This window comes from Flavobacterium sp. (assembly GCF_046073885.1).
GTDB lineage: Bacteria > Bacteroidota > Bacteroidia > Flavobacteriales > Flavobacteriaceae > Flavobacterium.
In genome coordinates, this window is the sequence record NZ_JBJTND010000023.1 from 14,154 (window position 1) to 31,403 (window position 17,250).

The 17,250-nt window shown below is 31.6% G+C and carries 15 protein-coding genes; 9 read left to right on the forward strand and 6 right to left on the reverse strand.

The window, feature by feature from the left end; all coding sequences use genetic code 11:
- The first annotated feature begins 3 nt into the window (after positions 1–3).
- Complete coding sequence (locus ACKOWY_RS03720; protein WP_408940101.1) at positions 4–384, forward strand: RidA family protein; 381 nt, start codon at positions 4–6, stop codon at positions 382–384.
- Here the strand turns inward: ACKOWY_RS03720 and ACKOWY_RS03725 are convergent.
- The 5 genes from ACKOWY_RS03725 to ACKOWY_RS03745 form a co-directional block, all read right to left on the reverse strand.
- A complete protein-coding gene (locus tag ACKOWY_RS03725; RefSeq protein ID WP_408940102.1) occupies positions 374–742 on the reverse strand; it encodes a methylglyoxal synthase in 369 nt (122 codons plus the stop codon). The genes ACKOWY_RS03720 and ACKOWY_RS03725 overlap by 11 nt on opposite strands.
- A 57-nt stretch (positions 743–799) precedes the next feature.
- On the reverse strand, positions 800–1,651 hold the full coding sequence (locus tag ACKOWY_RS03730) for an N-acetylglucosamine kinase (RefSeq protein ID WP_408940103.1): 852 nt from the start codon (positions 1,649–1,651) through the stop codon (positions 800–802).
- A gap of 67 nt (positions 1,652–1,718) precedes the next feature.
- Positions 1,719–2,720 (reverse strand): type I glyceraldehyde-3-phosphate dehydrogenase, encoded by a 1,002-nt coding sequence (gene gap, locus ACKOWY_RS03735; protein WP_408940104.1) that lies wholly within the window; start codon positions 2,718–2,720, stop codon positions 1,719–1,721.
- 57 nt (positions 2,721–2,777) lie between these two features.
- Positions 2,778–3,764 (reverse strand): 6-phosphofructokinase, encoded by a 987-nt coding sequence (pfkA, locus tag ACKOWY_RS03740; RefSeq protein ID WP_408940105.1) that lies wholly within the window; start codon positions 3,762–3,764, stop codon positions 2,778–2,780.
- 150 nt (positions 3,765–3,914) lie between these two features.
- A complete protein-coding gene (locus ACKOWY_RS03745) occupies positions 3,915–8,447 on the reverse strand; it encodes a translocation/assembly module TamB domain-containing protein (protein WP_408940106.1) in 4,533 nt (1,510 codons plus the stop codon).
- A gap of 200 nt (positions 8,448–8,647) precedes the next feature.
- On the opposite strand from ACKOWY_RS03745, the gene tsaD reads away from it, so the two are divergent.
- The 7 genes from tsaD (at position 8,648) to ACKOWY_RS03780 (ending at position 14,444) form a co-directional block, all read left to right on the forward strand.
- Entirely contained in the window at positions 8,648–9,670 is a 1,023-nt protein-coding gene (tsaD, locus tag ACKOWY_RS03750; protein WP_408940107.1) for a tRNA (adenosine(37)-N6)-threonylcarbamoyltransferase complex transferase subunit TsaD, read from the forward strand.
- Between the two features lies 1 nt (position 9,671).
- Positions 9,672–10,376 (forward strand): 16S rRNA (uracil(1498)-N(3))-methyltransferase, encoded by a 705-nt coding sequence (locus ACKOWY_RS03755; protein WP_408940108.1) that lies wholly within the window; start codon positions 9,672–9,674, stop codon positions 10,374–10,376.
- Between the two features lie 3 nt (positions 10,377–10,379).
- Positions 10,380–11,561 (forward strand): thioredoxin family protein, encoded by a 1,182-nt coding sequence (locus ACKOWY_RS03760; RefSeq protein WP_408940109.1) that lies wholly within the window; start codon positions 10,380–10,382, stop codon positions 11,559–11,561.
- Between the two features lie 3 nt (positions 11,562–11,564).
- Positions 11,565–12,206 carry a DUF4159 domain-containing protein gene (locus ACKOWY_RS03765; RefSeq protein ID WP_408940110.1) on the forward strand — a complete coding sequence of 214 codons (642 nt, stop codon included), beginning with the start codon at positions 11,565–11,567 and terminating at the stop codon, positions 12,204–12,206.
- The gene (locus tag ACKOWY_RS03770) at positions 12,206–13,393 is read left to right on the forward strand and encodes a THUMP-like domain-containing protein (protein WP_408940111.1); all 1,188 of its coding nucleotides are present in this window, start codon (positions 12,206–12,208) and stop codon (positions 13,391–13,393) included. Before ACKOWY_RS03765 ends, ACKOWY_RS03770 begins: the two co-directional genes overlap by 1 nt.
- Positions 13,393–13,956, forward strand: a complete 564-nt coding sequence (locus ACKOWY_RS03775) for a hypothetical protein (RefSeq protein WP_408940112.1) — start codon at positions 13,393–13,395, stop codon at positions 13,954–13,956. The genes ACKOWY_RS03770 and ACKOWY_RS03775 overlap by 1 nt, the downstream gene beginning before the upstream one ends.
- A gap of 113 nt (positions 13,957–14,069) precedes the next feature.
- Positions 14,070–14,444, forward strand: coding sequence for a DoxX family membrane protein (locus tag ACKOWY_RS03780; RefSeq protein WP_408940113.1), 375 nt, complete (start codon positions 14,070–14,072; stop codon positions 14,442–14,444).
- Positions 14,445–14,514: 70 nt separating this feature from the next.
- Here ACKOWY_RS03780 and lpdA read toward each other — a convergent pair whose 3' ends face one another.
- Positions 14,515–15,918: a dihydrolipoyl dehydrogenase gene (gene lpdA / locus ACKOWY_RS03785; RefSeq protein ID WP_408940114.1), complete on the reverse strand. Its 1,404-nt coding sequence runs from the start codon at positions 15,916–15,918 to the stop codon at positions 14,515–14,517.
- A gap of 195 nt (positions 15,919–16,113) precedes the next feature.
- On the opposite strand from lpdA, the gene ACKOWY_RS03790 reads away from it, so the two are divergent.
- Positions 16,114–17,250, forward strand: a 1,137-nt coding sequence (locus ACKOWY_RS03790; RefSeq protein ID WP_408940115.1) for a purple acid phosphatase family protein, incomplete at its 3' end; no start/stop codon positions are given.

The following is a 17,250-nucleotide window of genomic DNA, read 5'->3' on the forward strand; positions in this document are numbered from 1 at the left end:
ATTATGAAAAAAATTATCAATACCGAAAAAGCGCCTGCTCCAATTGGACCATACAATCAAGCCGTTTTAGTTGGTAATACATTATTTACTTCTGGTCAAATAGCATTAGATCCAATTTCAATGGAATTAGTTCTTGATGATATTGAAACGGAAACCAAACAAGTAATGGAAAACATGAAAGCTGTATTAGAAGCAGCTAATATGTCTTTTGAAAATGTAGTGAAATCGACTATATTTATTATGAATATGAGCGATTTTGCTAGAATCAATTCGGTTTACGGAATCTACTTTAATGAACAAACAGCACCTGCAAGAGAAACCGTTCAAGTTGCTGGACTTCCTAAAGGAGTAAATGTAGAAATTTCAATGATTGCTATAAAATAATAGCATTAAGTAAAAGCTGTGCTGTAGCTTCATTTGTAGCTAATGGAACATTGTGCACATCGCATACTCGAATTAACATATTGATATCTGCTTCATGGGGATGACTAGACATTGGATCTTTAAAAAATAGCACCATGTTAGTTTTACCTTCAGCAACTCGAGAAGCAATTTGAGCATCTCCTCCAAGAGGGCCTGAGAGCATTTTTATAACTTTAAATCCTGCTTCTTCTGCTTTACCTCCAGTGGTTCCAGTGGCAATTAAATTAATAGTATCCTTCAATAAAAGTTCTTTATTTTTATTTAAAAACTGAACCATATTGGCTTTTTTCTCATCGTGGGCAATTATTGCTATTTCCATAATTTAATTTTGTTTGAATTATAATAAAAAACCTGATTTATACAATCAGGTTTTTTGTTACTTATTTATAATGTGATAGGCAATTAAACCATCAATTGGACGACGAAGTACATTACCTATTTTGATTTGGTATTTGGATAATACTTCTTCCAATTCTTCTTTTAAATAAAAAGCTATAGAACCAATAAAATGAACTGGAACTTCGGTATAGTTTTCAAATTGCATAATATAATTTTCCACAAATTCTTCCATTTCTGCGTAGATGAATTTTTTGCAAAACTCAGTATCCTTATGCTTGATTAAAAATTTAGCAAAAGTTGCTAAATAGGCATTTGGATTCGGTTCTTTATATAAGTTGTTTTTTATATAATCGGCATCAAGGTTGTATTCTTCCTCAAATTCTAAAGCCAATTCTTTTGGCATTTTATTAAAATAATAACCTCTTATTAGATGTCTTCCAAATCGGTTACCCGAGCAATCATCCATAGCAATATAACCTAAAGATTGAACTTTTTGGTGTAATACTTTTCCGTCAAAATAACTGCAATTTGAACCTGTACCTAGAATGCAAACAATAGCCTTTTCATCTTTTGGAGTTGTAGCATATACAGCTGCAAAAGTATCCTCATGAACCGAAATCAAAGCGTTGGTAAAATATTCTTTAAAAACAATAGTTAGAAAATCTTTCATTCTATCCGTTCCACAACCTGCACCATAAAAGAACAGATGCGATGCTTTTTCTTTATTATGAGAAATATCAAATTTATCCTCTAAACGAGATATAATTTCTTCTTTATCTAATACTTCTGGGTTTAAGCCAAGCGTTTGTGTTGTGAAAAGTACTTTACCATTATCATCAATTGCAATCCAATCTGCTTTGGTAGAGCCGCTATCTACTAATAATTTCATCGAGTTGGTGTTTTTTAATTATAAAAATCCCGCTACAAAATTAATTGAAGCGGGATTTTAATTTATATTACAAGCTAGCGATATGAACTGATAAATCAATTAATTTACTTGAATATCCATATTCATTATCATACCAAGAAACTAGTTTGAAAAACGTTGAATTCAATCCAATTCCTGCAGTTGCATCAACGATTGAAGTTCTTTTATCTGAAATAAAATCTTGGGAAACTACTGCATCTTCAGTATAACCTAAAATACCTTTCATTTCATTTTCTGAAGCTTTTTTCAACACAGCCATAATTTCCTCATACGAAGTTTCTTTAGCTACTTTTACAGTCAAATCGACTACAGATACATCGGCAGTTGGAACACGGAAAGACATTCCGGTTAATTTTCCATTTAAATCTGGAATTACTTTACCCACTGCTTTAGCAGCTCCTGTTGAAGAAGGAATGATATTAATACTTGCTGCACGTCCGCCTCTCCAATCTTTTCTTGAAGGACCGTCTGCAGTCATTTGAGTTGAGGTTGTAGCATGAACAGTTGTCATTAACCCTTCTACTATTCCGAAGTTATCATGAATTACTTTAGCTAAAGGAGCCAAGCAATTGGTTGTACAAGAAGCATTTGAAACTACGGTATCCGATGCTTTAGCTGTCATGTGATTTACCCCCATAACAAACATTGGTGCATCTGCAGATGGAGCCGAAATAATCACTTTTCTAGCGCCACCTTTAATGTGTTCGTTAGCTGTTTCAATTGTGGTAAAAATACCAGTACATTCAGCAACTACATCAACATTTACTTCGTTCCATTTTAAATCTGCAGGATTTCTCTCAGCAGTTACACGGATGTGTCTGTCATTTACATACAGTTTACCATCTCTAACTTCAACGTTACCTGGAAAACGACCATGAACAGAATCATATTTTAATAAATAAGCCAAATGATCAACATCTAACAAATCATTAATTGCAACTACTTCAACATTTTCTCTATTGAAAGATTCTCTAAAAACAATTCTTCCAATTCTTCCGAATCCATTGATTCCTAATTTAACTTTTGACATTTTATTTTACTTTAGGCAAAATTCATTTGCCGGTTATTATTATTTTTAATTTGATTATTATGTAGTCATGATATCAGAAACTCGAAGTAAATCTTTGTCTATTTCTGAAGTACCTTTGATAGCTTGTTCTAATGGAGTTAATGCAACTTTATCATTTAATAAACCAACCATGAAATTGGATTTACCTTCTATAATGGATTCTACAGCTTTAACACCTAACCTACTTGCTAAAACTCTATCAAAACAAGATGGTGAACCTCCACGTTGCATATGTCCTAATACCGAAACTCGAATATCATATTCTGGCAAATGTTCTTCAATATAATCTTTCAATTCAAAAACATTCTTTCCTATTTTATCTCCTTCTGCAATCACAACAATACTTGAAGATTTTCCAGATGCTTTACTTTTTTTTAAAGAATCTAGCAATCTTTCTAATCCTAAATTTTCTTCAGGTATAAGAATTTCTTCAGCTCCTGCTCCAATTCCAGCATTTAATGCAATGTGACCTGCATCTCTACCCATTACTTCAACAAGAAATAAGCGATTGTGCGAACTTGCCGTATCTCTAATTTTATCAATGCAATCAACCACAGTATTTAAGGCTGTATCAAAACCTAAAGTATGGCTGGTCCCAAAAATATCATTATCAATTGTACCTGGAATCCCCATTACTGGAAAACCATATTCACTATTAAAAATTTCAGCACCTGTAAAGCTTCCATCACCACCAATAACCACAAGTGCTTCTACTCCAACAGCTGATAAATTATCAAAAGCTTTTTTACGACCCTCTGGGGTCATGAATTCTTTTGATCGAGCCGATTTTAATACGGTTCCTCCTTTATTGATGATATTATTAACCGATCGAGGACCCATTTCTTTAAAATCTCCTTCTATCATACCTTGGTATCCTCTATAAATACCTACACATTCAATGTTATGAAAAGCGCAGGTACGAACTACAGAACGAATAGCAGCGTTCATTCCTGGTGAATCTCCCCCAGAAGTTAAAACCCCTATTTTTTTAATCGTTTTTGACATAGTTTAATAATTTAGAATGTAAAATTAGAAACAAAACAAATACAAAACATCAAATTTTTAAGTAATTAATAATATCCTCGAAATTCAAACGTTTTCGTTGATAAGTTTTGTTTTTTTTAGTTATATTTTTATCAAATTGACAATTTAATATCAATTCTCTTCTTTCGTTCCTTCTTTATTTATTTGATTTTGTAAAGTAGAATTTTGAGGCTTTGATTTCCCATCTTCCATATTAATATAACTTGGAAGCATTTTATTTGATTCTGAAGTTGAATCTTTTACTTCCTTTTTCTCCCGATCTAGTTTGGATTTTTTAAATATTTTGTTGACCAATTCTTTAAAGGTATCAAAATCTACCTCATAGCTAACACCCGCACCTTGGGTATAACCTATACCTTGACCAATATAATTAATGTCGTTTTCTTTATTAAATACTCTCAGATTTAGAGTCCCGTCTTCATTAACTCGGTATTGCATTTCAAAATTCCCTACAATTGCTGTTTCAGAAACTCCGCCTGTAGGAACCCCTACCTTACCGTTTATGGTAATACGTTCATTTATTTGGGTGGAAATATTTGCTACTACTCTCCCATCTGTAGGTTTTAATGCCGTTTTATCAGCTGGGATGTAGCTCACCTCCATATTCATTTTACTATCTTTATTATTATTAAAAATGTCTCCAAATATTGAAGCAGCTTTTTCATAAATACTATTGGTAACTTGAGATTGACTTAAGCCTTCTTGACTCAAGAACCCCCCTGTTGATAATAAGTATAAAGCCTGGGTCTGTCTGATGTCTTTGTCCCCCAATTTGGTTTCGATTTCCGATTTTATTACTGAACTTACTGTTGGAAAATTTATACTAAAATCAGGTTCTGGATTCATTATAGTCCCTTTTAATCCAATCACTACATCAACAGGGATTTTCTTATTAAATGATGCATTATCAATTAATACTGCAGGATTTGCGGTGATATTTTTAGAAACTGCTTCTAAATTAAGTGTAGCATTATACGGATTTCCCTCCCAGACAATAGATCCATATTTTTTAACAGAAAATTGCTTATCAATTAAACCACCATATTTAAAATTATAAGATCCTTCCCATACTTGAAAATCTCCAAACATTTCAAATTTTCCAAGGGTATTGATACTCATATTTAAGGTTCCTTTACCCTTACCCTTCATTCCATGTTTGGACTCTTTATTTAATATCACTTCAATAGTTGCGTTAGGTTCTATCGCAAATTCAAAGTTCATCTGTAAACCATCATAATCTCTAATAAATTCTGTTTGTTTTGATTTTTCTCCATACTTTTCTCCTTTAGTTAAATAATGAATAAAACCATTTTCACTAACAGAACTCGCATCGTTAATTGGAATTTTAATATCGGTTCCATTACCAGATTGCGCATTAACATTTATTGAAAGCCCACTAGTTGGCCCTTTTATTGTTGCATTTCCGTTTATAAAAGCAGTACCATAATACACCACATCTTCATGATCTTTGGTATTCAGAGCTAATATTCGATCTGAATCGATAGCTAAATCTAACTCCCAATCCCCAAATTGCTTGTGCTTTATAAAGCCCTGAAGGTTTCCTTCTGTATTGTACTTGGAATCTATTATTTGAGTTTTTTCGACAATAAATTTATTTTGAGTAATTTCAACTGCCGAATGATCTTTTATTTTATAATCAACATTTAAATAAGGAATTGATAATCCTGCATCATCTACAAATAACCTCCCTTTATAATCAAAGTCATTTACATTCCCACTAATTCTAGCATTTCCAGAAGCATACCCTCTAATATTTGACAATACCTCTCCTCCTAAGTTACTTAAAATTCCGAGATTGAATTTTTGAAAGTCGAGGTCTAAATTCATCAATGTTTCATTGGCTACAATCTCTAAATCTCCTTTTGCAGTAAATGATTTAAGGTTTTCATTTTCAATTTTAGAATCAATTTCAAATTTTGAAAAATCCTCATTTCCCTTAATGTCAAGATTCATTTTCCCTAAGGCTTGATCATTTATTTTCAATTCATTAATTTCAAGCGAGGCAGTGGGCTGATAAATAGCATTATTTTGTTTAACAAAAACTTCACCATCAACAAAACCATCAAACTTAAATTGCTCTATAGTTGGAGTAATTTTATTTAAATTTACATTATTAAAAACCAACTTCAAGTCTTTATTTTTAGAACTACCCAACAATCCCTGCAATTGCATGGATTGATTTTCATGAGAAACTAAAATATCATCAAAAGAGAACGTTTTTAAATTTTTATCAAATAGAATTTTGTTTTTATTGTTTTCATTTTCATTTACATACCAAAGCAAATCTTTAAACATTATTTCCGATTTATGGAAACCAAAGATATTTTGATTGTTTGAATCAATAGTATGATACAGATTTAATTTGAAATAATCATTTCCTTTTTCACCGCCTTTAAACTCAGTTCTAAAAGACAATGTATCCTTAGATTTAGCATTAATTAGAGAGAAATCTCTCATTTTATATTGCTTTGTGATCAAACTATCCGATTGAATATAAGTACTGTACAAAGGGTTTTTATTATCGACCTCAAATTTCAAATTATCAGCATGAACCGTGTAGGCGTCTATTTTATTTGAAGAAAATTTTAGTTTAAAATCGTTGGTATCTCCATTTATTTGACCATTTAAAATAGCATTTGGTGACAAACTAATATTCGGATTTAGAATTTCTACAATTTCATTGAATTGAGTAAAGTTAAATTTCAAATATTGTCCTTTTTTCAAAACATGTGGTCTGTAATTGGCGTAAAGACTTCCAAGAGAGTTTTCAAACATTTTTTGAATCTGTGAAAACTCAAACTTCCCTTGAACCTTACCATTTAATTCTTTAGAAGAATTTAAAGTAATAAGATGTTCCTCATTTATTATTTTGGAATTCAAATTTAGGTAATCAAAAAAATAAAGATCTTTAGAATTTTGATAAGAAGAATTAGAAACGATAATATCTCCTTTCATTTTATCTAAAGAGTTTCCTGCAATTTTAATTACCACATCTCCTTTAAAAACAGAAACAGAATCTTTAATAAAGTTTAATTTTTTTAGATTAGCATAATCGATTTTTGCATGAAAATCATATTTTTTTTCCTGATTTGAAAAATCAACTAATCCATCAAAATCAAAGAATAAATTTGGATCATTTACGTTTATTTTACCTTTAAATATTGGTTTTTTAATAAACCCGTCAGCAATTATATTTTTGTAATTATAGCCGTTGTAGGTAAAGTTTTGAATGTTACCAGAAATTTTGGTGTCTAAGTATTTTTCAATGAATCCTTTTCCTTCTACTTTAGATTGTAATGTAGCATAACCTAAATCGCTTCTATTTAAAAAACTACCTAAATTAAAATTATCTAAATTAAGTGTTCCATTATAAGAGGCATTATCAATTGTTTTTAAATTGGTTATTTGTAATTTAGAGCTCACTCCTCCTAATTGTGTTTGAATAACCACATTGGCAGCTACACTCGTTTCAGTTACATTAGTCTTCCCTCTTAGGTTAAACTGACCTATTTTTTTTAATGAAGAAGGTAAATTCTTGCCCAACACATTTGGCAATAAGGTGATTAAATTATTGTAATTAGAGCTTACTTTAGTAAAATTTCCATCCATACTAAAATCGCCATTTCCTTTTTTCGTGAAGATATTTTTAAAAGTAACTCTTCCGGCAATAACTGTGTTATTGCTATCTTTTAAATACAACTGCTTGGCAGTAAAATTATTGAGTGGACCAACAATAGTAGTACTTAATTTAAATTGTTGATTTTTACCTAATTCATTATAAAAATGACGCAAATCATTTGAAGATAATGAAGCATTTTTAGTGGAAATAATAAAAACGACCTTATTATTAAAATCCTTAAAATCTTTTCGATCGTATTTAAGCACAACCGATCCTTCAAGAGAAGATTCAGCGGTTTTTAAATATAATTTTTCCAAAAGAATATTCTTTTTGGTGTAGGTAAATTTAGTAGTAATATTATCTACAAATAATCCCCTGTGGTCCATAAAAGACATGGCTTCAACATTGGTATAAACATTTGGACCTTTAATCTTAAAATCGGAAACTACCGCATTTATTTTAGTGAAATCAACGTCAAGCGGAATTTCTCTATTGTAGTCAATTTCTCGAAACCTACAATTGTTCAAAGTCATTTTTTGAGAAGTCATTAAAAACTTACCTGAAGCCGGCTTTCCGTCATCAAAAGCATCAATAAATTTATCCAAATTTGTATCGTAATCCCCTTTGTAGGTTTTGACATTAACAAATAATTGATCTGCGGTAAGATTTCCAAAAATTAAATTTCCTTCAAGCAGTGATTTTGAATCAAGAATACTTGTAATTAATCTATTAGCATAAATTAACGTATCTTTTTTTTCGTCTTTGATTAAAACTTTTTTTAATTGAACATTACCAAAAAGAGTGACTTCAACTTGGTCCACATAAATATTGGTGCCGTATTGTTTATTTAGTTTTTCAGTAAAATACTGGGCAATTTTGGTTTGAACAACCGGTAATGAAAGCGCAATACCTAGAGACAATAAAAGTAACAAAAGCACCATAATTGTGCGAATTGCTATTTTTTTCAAAGAATAATCTCGAGTATTGGTTGTTTTTTCTTTCAAAATTTATTTCGATTTGAACTATCTAATAATAACGAAAATAGACAAAAAATCTTATATTTCATTGATATCTCTAATTCTTTCAAAAAACAAAAAGTAACAATCCTATTAGTGAAAAACCTTTAAAATAGTTACTTTTGTAATCGTTGTAAAAATAATCGTTTTATACCGGTTAATCAAATAATATTCAAAAATTGTGCCTAATGCCCAACAGTGATGTTTACATACTTGCGATTGAAAGTTCCTGCGACGATACTGCGGCAGCTGTTTTAAAAAACAATGTAGTGTTGTCAAATGTAGTAGCAGGTCAAAAAATACATGAAGAATATGGTGGTGTCGTTCCCGAACTAGCATCTAGAGCTCACCAACAAAATATCGTACCTGTCATTGATAGTGCATTAAAAAAAGCAGGTATAAAGCTCAATACCATTAATGCTATTGCTTTTACTCAAGGTCCGGGATTAATGGGTTCGTTACTTGTTGGAACGTCATTTGCAAAATCATTGGCATTGGCTTTGAATATTCCATTAATTGCAGTTAATCACATGCACGCCCATATTTTAGCTCATTTTATTGAAGAAGAAGGATATAACAAACCTGATTTTCCTTTTATCGCTTTGACTATTTCTGGAGGCCATACTCAAATTGTAAAAGTTTCAAGTTTTTTTGAAATGGAAATTATTGGAGAAACAACAGATGATGCTGTTGGAGAAGCCTTTGATAAAACAGCAAAAATTATGGGACTTCCCTATCCTGGCGGACCATTGATTGATAAACTAGCTAAAGAAGGAAATCCAAAAAAATTCGCATTTACAAAACCAAAAGCGCCTGGATTGAATTTTAGTTTCTCCGGACTCAAAACTCAAATCTTGTATTTCATACAGAGAAATATGGCTGAAAACCCCAATTTCATTGAAGAAAATAAAGCAGACATTTGTGCTTCTATTCAGCATACCATCATTGAAATCTTGATGGATAAATTGAAATTGGCTGTAGCCGAAACAGGAATAAATCAAATTGCCATTGGCGGTGGGGTTTCAGCAAACTCCGGAATTAGAGCAACCCTTAAAGAAGCTGAATCAAAATATGGCTGGAAAACATTTATTCCTAAATTTGAATACACCACAGATAATGCGGCAATGATAGGGATAGTAGGCTATCAAAAATATTTAGAAAATAAATTTAACGATGCTGGAGTAGTTTCTAAAGCACGAATTGAATTTTAATATGCAATTATTTTATAATCCGAATATTAACGAACAGGCTTCTTCTTTTATTTTTGATAAAGAAGAAAGCAAACATATAATTAAAGTATTACGAAAGAAAGAAGGCGATATTTTACATGTAACCAATGGTTTAGGGTATTTATTTACAACAGAAATTTCTCTAGCGAGCGATTCTAAATGTACCGTTAAAATTCAATCATTCGAAAAGCAAGAGAAGCCAAAATTTCATTTACACCTTGCAGTTGCACCTACCAAAATGAACGAGCGTTATGAGTGGTTTTTAGAAAAAGCTACCGAAATTGGAATACAGGAGATTACACCAATAATTTGCGATCATTCGGAGCGAAAAATAATTAAAATAGAACGGTTCCAAAAAATTATCGAATCTGCTGTGAAGCAGTCTTTACACAACTATATTCCAAAATTAAATGACCCTATTCCATTCAAAGACTTTATCAAAAAGGACTTTAAAGGCATTAGATTCATTGCTCATTGTGAAGAATTAGATAAAAAAACATTAAAATCTCAAATCCTTCCAAATACCGATACCACTATATTAATTGGCCCTGAGGGTGATTTTTCTGTTAAAGAAATTGAAATGGCTTTGAACAATAAATTTATTCCAATATCTTTGGGTGAAACTAGGTTAAGAACAGAGACCGCCGCTATAATAGCTTGTCATAGCGTGGTTTATGCAAATGAATAAATTATGAAAAAAACACTTACATTTCTGTTTTTTATTTGTTGTTTGTTGTCTTTTAGCCAAAAACAAACTTTGTTTTTAGACGTTAATTATGAGGCTGCTTTAGCGCAATCTAAAAAAGAAAACAAACCCATTGCTTTAATGTTTTATGCCAAATGGTGTTCGCATTGCAACAAAATGAAAAATGAAGTATTTATAGATCCTGAAGTAATTACCTTTTACAGCAGCAACTATATTTGTGTAGCCATTGATGCAGAATCTGCAGTTGGCGGAACGATGAAAAATAAATTTCAAAATAAATTTTTAGTTAAGTCCTACCCTACTTTTGGATTTATTGATTCCAATGAGAATTTATTGACCTGTATGGCAGGTGAATTTAAAAAAGAGGTGTTCATTCAAGAAGGACAAAAAGCATTACTTCCTGAAAACCAATTTAATGTAATCAAAGAGCAATTTAACGCTGATAATTCCAATTCAGAAAAATGTCTTCGCTATATTATTGCTTACAGAAAAGCAGGATTTGATGCCACTGAAATAACCCAGAAGTACTTAAAAACAAAACAAGAATCCGAACTATTCACTGAGTTAAATTGGAAAATCATAGCAAACGGAATTAATAATCTATCAGCTAAAGAAGTTCCTTTTATCGCTAGCAAAAGAGAAGAATTTGCTAAAGTTGTTGGTATGCCAAGAGTAGAAAAAAAATTAATCTATATGGTATCCGATAATTTAAAATCATTGGTTGAAATTGGCGACACCATTCAATACAATAAAAAAAGAACTATCGCAGCCTCTTTACAAATTAGAAAAGTTGACTCGCTACTATTTCATTATGACTTAGCGATAGATGAATTTTCCAGCAATTGGAAAAACTACAAAAAAAACAGCGAAGCTTTGGCAACTAAATTCGCTTGGAAAGATTCAAACACTTTAGTATCTATTTGCAATAATTATTTAGCTCATATTGATGATAAAAAAAGCCTTGATTTTGCTATCACTTATGCAAAACAAGCTCTAAGTTTGAGCGAGTCATTAGAGAAATACATTTTAATCGCCAACTTGTATGCAAAAGAAAAAGATTATTCTAATGCACTAGTTTATTTAAATAACGGGAAAAACAGCGCCGCCAATTATGGTTGGAAAACCGAAGAACTAGACAAACTTCTTTTAGAATACAAAAAGCATTAATTCATGAAAAGTAAACTAACTACACTTTTATTTTTGTTTTCGATAATTGGATTTTCTCAAGAAATTGCCTTGTTAAAATATAATGGTGGTGGTGATTGGTATGCCAATCCTACATCACTCCCTAATTTAATAAAATTCTGCAATCAAAACATCAACACAACTATAAAAAATAAACCTGCAACGGTTGAGCCGGGAAGTCCCGATATATTCTCCTATCCTTATATTCATGCAACCGGACATGGTAATATATTGTTTAGCGATAACGAAATTCTTAATTTAAGAAACTACATGCTTTCTGGAGGATTTCTGCATTTTGATGACAATTATGGTTTGGATGAATATTTAAGAAGAGAAATTAAAAAAATATTTCCGAATTCGAATTTAGTTGAAATTCCAGCATCTCATCCTATTTTTCAAAAACCATATAGTTTCCCTTCCGGAATACCAAAAATTCATGAACACGATGGAAAACGACCACAAGCTTATGGGATATTTGAAAACAATCGATTAGTATTTTTATACACTTACGAATGTGACTTAGGTGATGGTTGGGAAGATGCAGAAGTACACAATGACCCTAAAGAAGTTCGAGAAAAAGCGCTAAAAATGGGGGCAAATATTCTTAATTATATTTTTAATAACTAATGGAAAACAGTTCCAAGTTATTACTTCCCGAAGTTCAAGAATTTATTATCAAGAACACCGATCAGGATGTTTCAAAATTATCATTTGCAAAAAATCCATTTCCTGAAATCGATTATAAAATCCTATTAAATCAAATAATAGCGCGGAACAAAAGCAAAAACAAACTCCCAACTTGGTTCAATTGTTTCAATTGCATTTACCCAAGTAAAGTATCAATTGAGCAAACTTCTTCTGAAATTACTGCGCTTTACAAATCTGAAATTGTAAGTGGTGCTTCTTTAATAGATTTGTCAGGTGGTTTTGGAGTAGATGATTATTATTTTGCTAAAAAAATAAAGCAGGTATACCATTGTGAAATAAATTCGGAGTTATCGGCTATTGTAAAACATAATTTTCAACAATTAGGAGTTTCAAATGTTTCATGTATTGCAGAAGACAGCTATGAGATACTTAAAAATCTCAACCAACAATATGACTGGATTTATATAGATCCTTCAAGAAGAAATGAAATTAAAGGCAAAGTTTTTATGTTGCAAGATTGTTTGCCAAATGTTCCCGAACTTCAAAGTTTTTATTACCAATACAGCTCAAAAATAATCATTAAAACCGCTCCATTATTGGATATTTCTGCTGGATTAAGCGAGTTGCAGAATGTAAAAACTATTCATATTGTTGCTGTAGATAATGAGGTGAAAGAATTATTATGGGAACTGCATCATGATTTTAACGATAAGCCAATAATAAAATGTATTAATTTCAACAAAGAAAACAAAGAAGTATTTGAATATCAATGGAATTCAGAAGTTGATATTAACTACGGTTTACCTAAGAACTATTTGTATGAACCTAATAGCAGCCTACTAAAATCGGGTGGTTTCAATCACATAGCACATCACTATTCATTAGAAAAACTTCATGTCAATTCGCATTTATATACTTCTGAAAATTTAATTGATTTTCCTGGAAGGACTTTCATCATTGAATCTTCAATCAATTATTCAAAAAAAGAGATTAAAGAAGCTATTGAAAATAAAAAGATGAATGTTACCGTTCGTAATTTTCCAGAAAGCGTTGATACATTAAGAAAAAAATGGAAAATAAAAGATGGTGGTGATCAATATTGTTTTTTCACTACCGATATTAATGATAACAAAATAGTGTTACTTTGTAACAAAATAAATACCTAATGAAAAAAATTCTAATTCTAGCCAACTTATTTATTTCAATCGTTGCATTTGCTCAAACTGATTGTGAATATAGTTCCAATGTTAAAGACAGTCTTGGCAGTTACAAGTCAACGATAAATTATGTTATGCACGAAAAAGTATTTGGAAATAGCCAAAGTTCTATATTTTTTTCTTTAATAAATGCTGATGGTTTACCTTCATTAAATATGCAAATCATTCAAAAAAGCTCCGAATTTATTCCAGCAAAATGTTTGGACAAATCCTCAAAAATTTATGTTCAATTACAAAATGGGAAAATAATTTCTTTAATAGGATTAGATCAAGAAACGTGCGGAAATTTTGTAAGAAATAATGGTGAAAATTGCAGAATTTTAAGCGCCTATTTTTTATTTTTAAAAGATACTATGGAAGAATTAAAGAAATCTCCGATCGCAATTTTCAGAATAAAATATGCAGGAGAAACTGTTGATTACATTGCCAAAGAAACTTTGGTTTCTGAAGTAGATAAAAAAACCTACCATCCCGATCATTTTTTCATGGATTATTTAAAATGTATTGAATAATAAAAAACCTAAATAATACTATTAATAACTTTGTTAATAACTGAAAATTAGGTTCTTAAATTACGAATTGAAATAAAATAAATTTGAATAACTAACCAATTAAATTATAAATTATGAAAATTGCAACTCTAATTATTCGAATTTTAGTAGGTGGATTGATGCTTTTTGCATCCATTAATTATTTTTTCCATCTTTCACCTGAACCAAATTTTACGGGTGACATGCTTACCTTTACTAAAGGAATTGCTGCTACAAAGTATTTAATGCCATTAGCTAAAGTAGTGGAATTAATTGCAGGTTTAACCATAATAAGTGGGAAGTTTATAAAGATTGGCGCTGTGATTTTGGTTCCAGTAACATTAAATATTTTACTTATTAATATTTTCCTATTACCTGATGGCACTCCTATTGCCGCAGCATTATTTCTTGGAAATTTATTTTTAATTTACACCAACTGGGAGACTTATAAAGGAATTTTTAAAGCCTAGTCCTTGTTTCTGAAAACAAAAAAGAAACCCGCTAAGTTTAGCGGGTTTCTTTATATAATGATTCCTGTAATTACACGTGCAATGCTCTATTGTCAGTTGCTGCAAGTGCAGCTTCTTTTATAGCTTCTGCAAATGTTGGATGCGCATGTGACATTCTAGAAATATCTTCAGCAGATGCTCTAAATTCCATTGCAGTAACTGCTTCGGCAATTAAATCGGCGCAACGAGCACCAATCATGTGTACTCCTAATACTTCATCTGTTGAAGCATCAGCAAGAATCTTCACAAACCCATCAGTATCTCCACCTGCACGAGCTCTACCTAAAGCTTTGAAAGGAAAACTTCCTGCTTTGTAAGCTACTCCGTCTGCTTTTAATTGCTCTTCTGTTTTACCCACAGCGGCAACTTCTGGCCAAGTATAAACTACTCCCGGAATTAAATTATAATCAATGTGTGGTTTTTGACCTGCTAAGATTTCGGCAACCATAGTTCCTTCTTCTTCCGCTTTATGAGCTAACATGGCACCTCGAACCACATCTCCAATTGCATATATATTAGAAGCACTCGTTTGTAAATGATCGTTTACTTCAACCATTCCTCTTTCTGTAAGCTTTACTCCTGCTTTATCTGCATTCAATCCATCAGTATAAGGACGACGACCAACAGCTACCAAACAATAATCTCCTTCTAATGAAACAGTTTCCCCTTTTGCATTATCAGCTTGAACAGTAACTACTTTTCCTTTTCGGGTAACCGATTTTACTTGGTGTGAAGTATAAAATTTCATTCCTTGTTTTTTCAAAACTTTGGTCAATTCTTTGGATAGACCAGCATCCATTCCTGGAATAATACGATCCAAATATTCAACAACAGAAACTTGAGCACCAAGTCTTAAATAAACTTGACCTAATTCAATACCAATTACTCCACCACCAATAATTACAAGATGTTTAGGGACTTCTGGTAATTTTAAGGCTTCTGTAGATGTAATGATTCGCTCTTTATCTAACTTAATAAATGGTAAAGTTGATGGTTTTGAACCTGTTGCAATGATTATATTTTTTGCTTCTATAGTTTCTGATGTTCCATCTGCTTTAGCTATGGAAACATGAGTAGCGTCAACAAATGATCCCAAACCTTCTAAAACTGTAATATTATTTTTGTCCATTAAAAACTTAACGCCACCACTCGTTTGATCAACAACTGCTTGCTTGCGTGCAATCATTTTTTCAAGATTTACCTTTACTGCTCCCGAAACTTCAATTCCGTGATCGGCAAAATGTTGTAATTCTTCATAATGATGCGATGATGCCAATAAAGCTTTAGAAGGGATACATCCAACATTTAAGCAAGTTCCACCTAGAGTGGAATATTTTTCAATAATTGCAGTTTTAAAACCCAATTGGGCACAACGAATTGCTGACACATATCCGCCAGGTCCAGAACCTATGATGACTACGTCAAATGAACTCATAATTTAAGTATTTTGTGTGTTTTATTAAATAGTTATGCAAAACTACAAATAATATTGCAATCAAATTCGTAAAAAAGAAGAGGTTTTGTTATAAAATATCACTTCTACTAAACTAATTTTTAATTTATTTATTTTTAGACATATAAATTAAACTATTTTGAAATTTAATAGTCAAAGTAAGCATAATGATCTTTTATGAGAAAAAATGCATTAATTATCCTTTTATTGGTTTGGTTTCAATATAACTATTCGCAACAACATTCAATTATTCTTGGGAGACCCACTAATAATTCGGTTACCGCGAGTATTTTGTTTGATCAAAATGTTAATTATTTTTTAGAATACGGATTACAATCTGGAATTTATTCGAACTCAACTTCTGTTCACAACAATCAATTAAATGTTCCAGATGAAATAGATTTAACTGGTTTAGCGCCAAATTCAAAATATTATTACAGAATGCAATATAAGTTGAATGGTGCTTCAACATACACAGCAACACCCGAATATCATTTTCAAACACAAAGAGCTCCTGGAAGTAATTATACATTTATTGTAGAAGCTGATGAACATTTGTACAGTAATTATTCTAATGTAGCTATGTATCAAACTACTCTTGCTAATGAAGCAACTGAAAATCCTGATTTTATGTTGTCATTAGGAGATATATTTGGTGACGACCACGCTCCTACTGTTACAAGTAGTAACGATATGGATGTTTTACATAAAAACTACCGTCAATATCTTGGAGCTATTTGTCATTCCATTCCGTTTTATGTTTGTTTAGGAAATCATGAAGGAGAAAACGACTATTTTCTTAATGTAAATGGAATTTACACCACTGCTACCAATCAATTGCCTGCCGCACCAAATGGTATAGGTGTTTGGGGAACACAATGGAGAAAATACTATTATCCAAATCCGTTTCCAAATAACTTTTATTCGGGAAATACTACAGTAGAAGATTTTGGTATAGGAATGCCCGAAAATTATTATGCATGGACGTGGGGTGATGCACTTTTTGTCGTTTTAGATGTATACAGAACGGAGATATTTCCTGGAGCTACACCTGCCGATGGATCGAAACCAACCAATTGGGATTGGACCTTGGGACAATCCCAATATTTATGGATGCGAAGTGTTCTTGAAAATAGCACCGCAACACACAAATTTGTTTTTGCACATCATTCAAGAGGACAAGGAAGAGGTGGCATTGTTTGGGCTCCAGGATTTGAATGGGGAGGAATGCAAGGAACTCAATATAAATTTGACCAATATAGACCTGGTTGGGGAAAACCTATTCAAAAAGTTTTTGAAGATACCGGAGTAGAT